Origin of the sequence: Streptomyces sp. NPDC053079 (assembly GCF_044546695.1) — a bacterium.
In the GTDB taxonomy this organism is placed as follows: Bacteria; Actinomycetota; Actinomycetes; order Streptomycetales; family Streptomycetaceae; genus Streptomyces.
This window is the reverse complement of sequence record NZ_JBITZJ010000001.1, coordinates 511,019-520,759: the sequence shown is the minus strand read 5'-3', so window position 1 is coordinate 520,759 and position 9,741 is coordinate 511,019. Positions and strand designations below refer to the sequence as shown.

The window sequence follows — 9,741 nt, the reverse complement described above, 5'->3', positions numbered from 1 at the left end:
ATCAACTCAACCCATCTGAAGACCGGCGGACAGCGGAGGATTCGATGTGGACATCCGGTACTCGGGACGGCTGTCGTCCGGTCACTGCGCCGAAGCGGACGCGGACCGCGATTGCCCTGCTCGTATTCCCGCACGCCATGGGCTCAGTTTCGGCGGGCACGGTCATGAAAATCCCTAGTGTCGGATGGGCACGGACGGGGTGTGGAGGTCCTTCACAGGCGCCTTGCCGTGCGGCAGGATGAGGCGGCAGACGATCACCGGCCGCGAGGAGATGTCAGGTGTCATGCGCGTAGGGCTGTTCGTCACCTGCGTCAACGACACGCTCTATCCGGGCACAGGCCGGGCGGTCGTCTCCCTGCTGGAACGGCTGGGCGTGGAGGTCGGCTTCCCGGCGGCGCAGAGCTGCTGCGGACAGCCCCTGTTCAACACGGGTTACCGGCACCGGACCGAGGCACTGATGCTCCGCCATGCCGCCGCCTTCCGGGGCTACGACCACATCGTCACCCCGTCCGCCTCCTGCGTCGCCATGGTGCGCGACGCCTATCCGAGGATCGCGACCCGTGCCGCCGCGGAGAGCCGTCCGCGGCGGGAGGCCGAGGAGCTGGCCGAGGCGGCCGCGAGCGTCGTCCCCCGTACGTACGAGCTCACCGAGTTCCTGGTGGACGTCCTGGGGGTGAGCGACGTCGGCGCCTGCTTCCCGCACACCGTGACCTACCACCCCACCTGTCATGGGCTGCGGATGCTGGGGCTGGGTGACCGCCCACGACGGCTGCTGGAACATGTCAAAGGGCTCGAACTGCGGGAGCTGCCGGGCGCGGAGGAGTGCTGTGGCTTCGGAGGGACCTTCGCCGTCAAGAACCCGGCCGTCTCCGCGGCGATGGGCGCGGACAAGACCCGTGCCATCGAGGAGTCCGGCGCGCGTGCGGTCTGCGCGGTCGACAACTCCTGTCTGATGCACATCGGCGGCACCCTCACCCGGGAGGGCTCCTCCGTGCGCCCGATCCACATCGCGGAGATCCTGGCCAGCACGGAGGGGAACGTCCTGTGAGCCGTACGTACGTGGGAATGCCCGCCTTTCCCCGGGCCGCCGCCGTCTCGTCCCGCGACGTCACCCTGCGGGCCAACCTCCGCCACGCCACGCACACCATCCGCGCCAAGCGGGCACGCGCCGTCGCCGAACTGAGCGACTGGGATCAACTGCGCGCCGCCGGTGCCGCCGTCAAGGACCGCACCCTGCGCCACCTCGACCGCTACCTCCTGCAGTTGGAGGAGAACGTCACCCGCGCCGGGGGCACCGTCCACTGGGCGGCCGACGCGGCCGAGGCGAACCGCATCGTCACCGAACTCGTCCGGGCCACGGGCGAGCGCGAAGTCGTCAAGGTCAAGTCCATGGCCACCCAGGAGACCGGCCTCAACGCCGCGCTCGAGGAGGCCGGCATCCGGGCTTACGAAACCGACCTCGCCGAACTCATCGTCCAGCTCGGCGACGACCTGCCCTCCCACATCCTGGTCCCCGCCATCCACCGCGGCCGTACCGAGATCCGCGACATCTTCCACGACCGGATGGCCGACTGGGGCCGCGCCGCGCCACCCGGGCTCACCGACCGCCCAGCCGACCTCGCGGAGGCAGCGCGGCTGCACCTCCGCGAGAAGTTCCTGCGGGCCAAAGTCGGCGTCTCCGGGGCGAATTTCATGGTTGCCGAGACCGGCACACTCGTCGTCGTGGAGTCCGAGGGCAACGGCCGGATGTGCCTCACCCTGCCGGACACGCTGATCTCCGTCGTCGGCATCGAGAAGACCGTGCCGACCTGGCGGGACCTGGAAATCTACCTTCAACTGCTTCCCCGTTCCTCGACTGCCGAACGCATGAACCCCTACACGTCGATGTGGACCGGAACCGCCGACGAGGACGGCCCGCGCGCCTTCCACCTGGTGCTGCTGGACAACGGCCGCACCGACACCCTGGCCGACGAGGTCGGCCGCCAGGCGCTGCGCTGCATCCGCTGCTCGGCCTGCCTCAACGTCTGTCCCGTCTACGAGCGGGCCGGCGGTCACGCCTACGGCTCGCCCTATCCGGGCCCGATCGGAGCGATCCTCACGCCACAGTTGCGTGGCCTCGCCTCCCCTCTCGAGGAATCCCTGCCGTTCGCCTCCTCCCTGTGCGGCGCCTGCTACGAGGTCTGTCCTGTCGCCATCGACATCCCCGAGGTGCTGGTCCACCTGCGCGAGCGGGTCGTGGAGGGCGGCGAGGTGACCGTCCGTGGCACGCGCACGGTCATCAGGCCCGCGAAGGGCCACACCGTCGAGCGCGCCATCATGCGGACCGCGGGCTGGGTCCTCGACCACCCCGCGACGCTGCGTCGCGGCCAGCGCCTCGCGGCCCGGGCCCGGCGTTTGCGGCCCCGGCGGCTGCCGGGCCCGGGCCGGGCCTGGTCGGACACCCGTGAACTGCCGGAGGTGCCCCCCGAGTCGTTCCGGGACTGGTGGTCCCGGACCAGAGGCGGTGACGCATGACCGCCGCCCCGAGCCCCGGTGGCCGGGCCCCGAATCCCTCGAGGGAGCGGATCCTGGGCCGGATCCGGCGCGCCCTCTCCGACGTGCCGCCCCACGAACGCCCACGTGACCATCCCGTGCCGCGTGACTACCGGCACACGCACGGACAGCGGACCGCCGCCGAGTCCGTCGACCTGCTCGCCGACAACCTCGCCGACTACCGCGCCACCGTGCACCGGAGTGACGCGAACGGGCTGCCGTCCCTGCTGGCCGAACTGCTCGAACAGCGCGGTGCCCGCCGCGTGGTCGTCCCGACGGGTCTGCCGAGCGGTTGGCTCGCGCGGGCCCCGGTGGAGCTGGTGCGGGACTCCGCCTCACTCACGCCCCACGACCTGGACGCCCTGGACAGCGTGGTCACCGGCTGCGCGCTCGCCATCGCCGAGACCGGCACGCTGGTGCTCGACGCGGGCCCGGACCAGGGACGCCGGCGTATCACGCTCGTACCCGACCACCATCTGTGTGTGGTGCGCGTCGCGGACCAGGTGGTGGACTCGGTGCCGCAGGCCCTGGGAAGACTGGACCCGACCCGGCCCCTGACCTGGATCTCCGGCCCGTCCGCGACCAGCGACATCGAGTTGGACCGGGTCGAGGGCGTACACGGGCCGCGTGCGCTCGACGTCGTCCTGCTCATGTGACCCCCCGTGGTTTCCATGAACGCCAGGCTACGAGCGGGGCGTTCACCGTGCGGCGCTCTATCCACAGGCCCGGTCATATGATCCTCACGCTGGGAGGAAATGAGTTGAATTCACCGCTGCGCGGCGTCACGGTCGTCGCTCTCGAACAGGCCGTCGCCGCTCCCTTCGCCACCCGACAGCTCGCGGATCTCGGCGCGCGGGTGATCAAGGTCGAGCGCCCCGGGCGCGGGGACTTCGCCCGGGACTACGACGGCCGCGTCAAGGGCCTCTCCGCCTATTTCGTCTGGGTCAACCGAGGCAAGGAGAGCGTGGCCCTCGACCTCAAGGACGACACCGACCGCTCATTGCTGGACCGACTCCTCGCCCGCGCCGACGTGTTCATCCAGAACCTCGGCCCCGGCGCGGCCGCCCGGCTCGGCCTCGGCGCCGACGTCCTTCGCGCCCGCCACCCGCGGCTGATCACCTGTGACGTCTCCGACTACGGGGCGGAGGGCCCGTACCGCGACAAGAAGGCCTACGACCTGCTGGTGCAGTGCGAGGCCGGACTGGTCTCGATCACCGGCAGCGCCGGCTCCCCGGCCCGGCCGGGCATCTCCATCGCCGACATAGCCGGCGGGATGTACGCCTACACCGGCATTCTCACCGCCCTCTACGAGCGCGAACGCACCGGCGAGGGGTCGGCGCTGTCCGTCTCGCTCTTCGACGCCCTCGCGGAGTGGATGGGGCACCCGTATTTCGCCCAGGCCTACGGCGGAGCGCCCATCGCCCCCAGCGGCGCCCGCCATCCGTCCATCTCCCCCTACGGCCACTACCGGTGCGGTGACGGCGCGCGAGTGTTCCTCAGCGTGCAGAACGACCGCGAATGGACGGCCCTGTGCGAACAGGTGCTCAGGATGCCCGCGTTGGTGCGTGACCCTCGCTTCGCCGACAACCCCCTGCGTCACACGCATGACGCTGAACTGACGGACGTCATAGAGAAGTGCTTCGCCGGCCATACGGCGGACGGGGCCCTCGCCCTGCTCGAAGGGGCGGGCATCGCCCATGCCCGCCTGCGTACGGTGGCGGAGTTCGCCGATCATCCTCAGTTGACGGCGCGTGACCGCTGGCGTGAGTTCGACTCGCCGGCCGGTCCGCTGCGCGGCCTGCTGCCGCCCGTGGAGGTGGTCGGAAGGGAGGCCGCCATGGGTCCGGTGCCCGCGCTCGGCGCGCACACGGCAGCGATACGCGCGGAGTTCCCGCCGTCGCGCGCATCCGGCGGCGACTAGGGACCATCGCCATTGCCGATGATGCGCGCGAGGGTGACCCTGCCAGTGGTACGTAGGGGCTGCGTACGCAGCAGGCAGAGCTGGGTGGGCCGATCCGCAGGCAGCAAGCTCTTTCCCGACAGCGAAACTCACGCAGGGGAAGGCTCGATCAATGACTGTTCACGGGCAGGGTTCACGGGATGTCGCACTCGCCGGTGAGATGGACCGGGCGGACGGCGGGCCGCGGTGGTCGGCGGGCTGGTCGGCGCCGGTGCAGCGGCCGAGCAGCGGCTTCGAGGAGAACTGGTCCGAGGCCGGGTTCGACCGGCAGTCCGTGCGCCAGGTCGTCAGGGTCACGGGCAGCGGCACGCGGGTCCGCATCCGCCTGTCGAACCGGTTCGGCACCACACCGCTCACGGTGAGCGCCGCCACTGTGGCACTCGCGGGTGAAGGCCCTGCGCTCCTGCCGGGCACTGTGCGGGAGTTGACGTTCGCCGGCGCATCGTCGGTGGTGCTACCGGCGGGAGCCGAGATCGTCGGCGACGCGGTGGACCTTGCAGTCGAGCGGTTGGCCTCGGTGACCGTGACCCTGTACTTCGCCCACCCGACGGGGCCTTCGACCTTCCACGCACAGGCGTACACCGACAGCTACCGCGCCTCCGGCGACCGCACGGCAGACGTGGACGGCACGAGTTTCCAGGAGCGGACCCACTCCTGGTACTACCTCTCCGACGTCGAACTGGCGGGCGGCGAGGAAGCCCCTCACGGCACGGTGGTGGCTCTCGGTGACTCCATCACCGACGGCTTCGGCTCCACTGTGGGAGCGAACCGCCGCTACCCGGACGCGCTCGCCGAGCGGCTCGCGGCCGAGGGCAGCCCCTGGGCCGTGGTCAACGCGGGCATCGGTGGGAATCTCGTACTCAACGACTCACTCTGGTACGGCGAGCGGGCGGTTGCACGGTTCGAACGCGACGTACTCGACAGGCCCGGCGTCCGCTCGGTCATCGTCTTCGCGGGCCTCAATGACATCGGGTTCAGCGAGGTCGACCTGCCGACGTACAAGCCCGCCCCGGACGTGTCCGTAGCCGATCTGACCGCCGGATACCGCGACATGATCAAGAGTGCGCAGGAGCGCGGCATCAAGGTCGTCGGCGCCACGATCCTGCCGTTCAAGGGCGCGGAGTATCACACGCCGCATGCGGAGGCGAAGCGCGTCGCGCTCAACGAGTGGATCCGCTCCTCCGGCGAGTACGACGCGGTGGCCGACTTCGCCACCGCTCTGGCCGACGCCGAGGACCCGGAGCGGCTCGACGCCGCCTACGACAGCGGCGACCACAAGCACCCCAACGACGCCGGATACCGCGTCATGGCCGAGGCCGTCGACCTCGGCACTCTGTGACCGGGCACCGGAGTGGGCCGAGCGGGTACAGCCGCTCGGCCCGCGGTGGACGGCGCCTTCTTCAAGGCCCCTTCAGACCACTTCGGTGTCAGACCTTTTCGGAGACCTTGGCCGTGAGGTGCGTATCGCGCCGTACCAGCGAGGCATAGCGCCCGTCGTCCGCGAGGAGTTCCTGATGCGTACCGCGCTCGGCGACACGGCCGCCGTCGAGGACGATGATCTGGTCGGCGTGGCGGACCGTGGAGAGCCGGTGCGCGATGGTGATCGTCGTCCGGCCCGCGGACAGCGCGTCGATGGCCTGCTGAACGGCGTGCTCGGTATGGGTGTCCAGAGCACTGGTCGCCTCGTCCAGGATGAGGACGGGCGGATCCCGCAGGATGGTGCGCGCGATGGCCAGGCGCTGTTTCTCGCCACCTGAGAAGCGATAGCCGCGCTCGCCGACGAGGGTGTCGTAGCCCTCGGGCAGCGAGGATATGTAGTCGTGGATCTGGGCCGCTTCAGCCGCCGCCCGGATCTCCTCGTCCGTGGCGTCGGGCTTGGCGAAGCGAAGGTTGTCGGCGACGGAGGCGTGGAAGAGGTACGTCTCCTGGGAGACGACGCCCACGGCGCGCGCGAGGGTGTCGAAGTCCAGGTCGCGGACGTCCACGCCGTCGAGCAGGACCCGCCCGTCCGTGACGTCGTACAGCCGGGGCACGAGGTAGCTCAGGGTGCTCTTGCCGGAGCCGGTGGGGCCGACCACGGCCAGGCTGCCACCGGCCGGGATGGTGACGTCGATGCCGCTGAGCGCCACGCTGGTGGGGTCGTAGGAGAAGGAGGCGTTCTCGAAGCGGACTTCGCCCCTGATCTTCTCGAGCCGTACCGGTTCCGCGGGCTCGGTGATCTCCACCGGCAGATCGAGGTACTCGAAGATGCGCTGGAAGAGCGCGACGGAGGTCTGCATCTGCACGCCGGTGGAGAGCAGGCTGACCGTCGGGCGGAACAGCCCCTGCTGGAGCGAGACGAAGGCCACCAGCGTGCCCAGGGAGATGTCCGGGCCGCCCGTCTGCAGGGCGAGGCCGGCGGCCCAGTAGATGAACGCCGGCATGGCAGCCATGACGATGCCGATGGTGGACATGCGCCACCGTCCGGCCATGCTCGCCCGCACTTCGAGGTCGACGAGACGGTCGGACTCCCCAGCGAACGTCTTCGTCAGCGAGTCGGACCGGCCCATGGTGCGGCCGAGCAGGATTCCGCTGACCGAGAGCGACTCGGTGACCATGGCGGCCATGGACGCCATCTGCTTCTGGCGTTTGACCGTGATCCTTTTGCGCTCGTCGCCCACGCGGCGGCTGACCCAGACGAACACCGGCAGCAGGAGGAGCGTGACGACGGTCAGCCGCCAGTCCAGGGCCACCATGGCGATGACCGTGGCGATGACGCTGGTGAGGTTGGAGACCAGCGACGTGGCGGTGGAGGTCACGGTGGCCTGCATCCCGCCGATGTCATTGGCGATGCGTGACTGCACCTCGCCCGTGCGGGTGCGGGTGAAGAAGGCGAGCGGCATGCTCTGGAGGCGGCCGTAGACCGCGGTGCGCAGGTCGTGCATCACCCGCTGGCCGACGGTGGTGGAGATCAGGGTCTGCAGCACGCCGAAGACGCTGTTGACGACCGCGGCGGCGATCATGCCCAGGGCCAGCAGTGAGAGCAGGCCGGTACGGCCGTGCGGGATGGCGTCGTCGAGGACCTCACGCAGCATGAACGGTGAGGCGACCGTGACGAGGGAGGAGGCGGCGACGAGCAGCCCCACGAGGGCCAGCCTGCCGCGGTAGGGGCGGAAGAGACGGAGGATGCGCCGCACCTGTGCGGGCTGCTCCGGGTCCCGGGGAGGTGGTGTCCAGTCCAGTTCGTCGTGAGGCATGGGCTCCTTCAGCGAAGTCCGGTTCCGAATGCGGAGAGTGCGACAAGCGCAAGAAACGCTGAGAACACTGACACTGAACAGAGCATAGCTCACTGTTACCTATACTCACAATGGAGGAGGTCCTGATAGAATGCGATCATGACGGCCCCCGACACGTCCGGTCAGCTCGCCGAGCAGTTGCTGAGGCTGACCCGAAGGCTCCATCGCGCGCAGAAGCGCTATCTGGACCCGGTCGGCATCACGCCCGCCCAGTCGCGGCTGCTGCGTACCGTCGCGTACTACGAGACCCCGCCGCGGATGGCGGACCTGGCCCGGCACCTCGAGGTCGTGCCACGGGCGGTCACCACCCTGGTCGACGCTCTGGAGACCAACGGCGCGGTGCGCCGGGTGCCGGACCAGTCCAACCGCCGGGTGATCCGCATAGAGCTCACCGATCAGGGCCGCACGACGCTCAAGGCCCTGCGTGACGCCCGGCGGGCCGCCGTGGAGGACATCCTCGCCCCCCTCCGCCCCGAACAGCGCGAGGTGCTCGGCGGCCTGCTCGACGAACTACTGGCGGGCCCCGACCGCGGCGCGCTCTGAGGACGGCGCACGGCGATCGCGGACCCGCCGCGTGCAGGAGTTCAGCAGCGCCGGCTGTCCTCCGTCAGCTCGCCCTGGGCCGTGGCCAGGGTCCGGTCGTAACAGGCGCCCGGACCGTACAGCCGGTAGCGCTCGCTGGAGACCCCCGTCGCATGACGCTGATCGCGCGGCACGTTCTGGTTGTACGCGGCGTCGCCCCGGTACGTGTCGTCCAGGCGTGACCAGCCGACGCGCTCACCGGCACGCAGGGTGACGCTGTCCGCGCGGTCCCCCATGGTCATGACCGTGCGCAGCCGGTCGCCCGCGCCGACCGACGTCTCACCGTCCATGGTGTACACCCGGTGGGCACTGGTCGTGACTGCCGGTCCGCGGCCGTCCACCGTGACCGTTTCGTCGTCGGTCCAACGGGCCTTGAGCGCGTCGGTCGACTCGCCGTCGGTCCATCGGTGCGTGGACGTCCCGGCCACCGTTCGGGTGACGGTCGTGGCGACCCGCCCGTGCGAGGTGTCGAGGTATCCGCCGACGGTGAGGGAGTGCCCGCCCTCGGACTTCAGCCGGTGCTCGGCGCCGGGCTCGTACGCGGTGGTGTTGGCCGGTTCGCCCTGCCGGTGGGTGGTGAGCGCACCGGTGACCCGGTCCGACTTGCCGTCCTGCCACACCAGGATGTTGGTGGGCGTGCTCCAGCCGCTCTGCCCCTGGGGGACGCCGGCGACCGAGATCGTGATCTTGTGGGGCTTTCCGTCGTTCAACTGCCCGGCGAAGGGCGTGAGGTCGTACTCCACGGGCCGGACGTCGAACGCGCGCGGGCCCGGAATCACGTACCACAGGAAGGGGTTCGACCAGCCGCCGGTCCAGACCGTCGGGAAGGGCGCGGCGATGCCGGCGAGCCTGCCGTCGACCGAGACGCGCACCTCACGGTAGGGGCCGTCCTTGGCCTTGCAGGAGTACGGCGCCGCGTCCGGGACGGTGAGGTACCAGAACTCCTCGCATCCGCCGCCCGAACCGGTGGCGTAGACCTCGGCGACGATCCGTTCGCTGTTGCGCGGCGTGGTCAGCTGCCCCTCGTAGACCACCCCGTCGTGGTGTGCGCCCTCCAGGGTGAGGACCTTGTCGGGGGTCTGGGCGGGCTTGGCCCGGCCCTCGGCCTTGTAGAAGGTCAGCGTCGCCTTGACCTTGATGACACCGGTGTACGTCTCGTTGACGGTATTACCGATGAGCATCTCGACGGGCTGTGCGGTGCGCAGAGTGGGGGCGTACCGGGTGACGTCCTTCTCCACGCTCCAGGTGATGCCTTCGGGCGAGGGCTCGGGGGGGGGGGGGGGGGCCCCCCCCCCCCCCCCCCCCTTGGGAAAAACCCCCACCGCGGGGGAGCCCCCCCCCGCCGCCCCCCGGCGGCGGCCGAAAAAACCAGTGGAACCCGGCCCCCCCCCC

7 protein-coding genes and 1 pseudogene are annotated in these 9,741 nt (G+C 70.3%); 6 read left to right on the top strand and 2 right to left on the bottom strand.

Translation table 11 applies throughout. The features are described from left to right. Positions 1-283: 283 nt before the first annotated feature. From ACIGXW_RS02295 to ACIGXW_RS02275, 5 genes are all read left to right on the top strand, one after another. Positions 284-1,048, top strand: coding sequence for a (Fe-S)-binding protein (locus ACIGXW_RS02295; RefSeq protein WP_399570781.1), 765 nt, complete (start codon positions 284-286; stop codon positions 1,046-1,048). Beyond that, on the top strand, positions 1,045-2,514 hold the full coding sequence (locus tag ACIGXW_RS02290) for a lactate utilization protein B (RefSeq protein ID WP_399568954.1): 1,470 nt from the start codon (positions 1,045-1,047) through the stop codon (positions 2,512-2,514). Before ACIGXW_RS02295 ends, ACIGXW_RS02290 begins: the two co-directional genes overlap by 4 nt. Further along, positions 2,511-3,188 carry a lactate utilization protein C gene (locus tag ACIGXW_RS02285; RefSeq protein ID WP_399568951.1) on the top strand — a complete coding sequence of 226 codons (678 nt, stop codon included), beginning with the start codon at positions 2,511-2,513 and terminating at the stop codon, positions 3,186-3,188. Before ACIGXW_RS02290 ends, ACIGXW_RS02285 begins: the two co-directional genes overlap by 4 nt. 104 nt (positions 3,189-3,292) lie before the next feature. Beyond that, positions 3,293-4,453: a CaiB/BaiF CoA transferase family protein gene (locus ACIGXW_RS02280; protein ID WP_399568948.1), complete on the top strand. Its 1,161-nt coding sequence runs from the start codon at positions 3,293-3,295 to the stop codon at positions 4,451-4,453. Positions 4,454-4,604: 151 nt separating this feature from the next. Continuing rightward, positions 4,605-5,831: an SGNH/GDSL hydrolase family protein gene (locus ACIGXW_RS02275; RefSeq protein WP_399568946.1), complete on the top strand. Its 1,227-nt coding sequence runs from the start codon at positions 4,605-4,607 to the stop codon at positions 5,829-5,831. 88 nt (positions 5,832-5,919) lie between these two features. Here ACIGXW_RS02275 and ACIGXW_RS02270 read toward each other — a convergent pair whose 3' ends face one another. After that, positions 5,920-7,728, bottom strand: a complete 1,809-nt coding sequence (locus ACIGXW_RS02270; RefSeq protein ID WP_399568944.1) for an ABC transporter ATP-binding protein — start codon at positions 7,726-7,728, stop codon at positions 5,920-5,922. A gap of 138 nt (positions 7,729-7,866) precedes the next feature. Here ACIGXW_RS02270 and ACIGXW_RS02265 point away from each other — a divergent pair, with 138 nt between their 5' ends. Next, complete coding sequence (locus ACIGXW_RS02265; RefSeq protein WP_399568942.1) at positions 7,867-8,310, top strand: MarR family winged helix-turn-helix transcriptional regulator; 444 nt, start codon at positions 7,867-7,869, stop codon at positions 8,308-8,310. Positions 8,311-8,351: 41 nt separating this feature from the next. Here ACIGXW_RS02265 and ACIGXW_RS02260 read toward each other — a convergent pair. Beyond that, positions 8,352-9,671: pseudogene (locus ACIGXW_RS02260) on the bottom strand (peptide-N4-asparagine amidase); the annotation flags it as partial. Positions 9,672-9,741 lie beyond the last annotated feature (70 nt).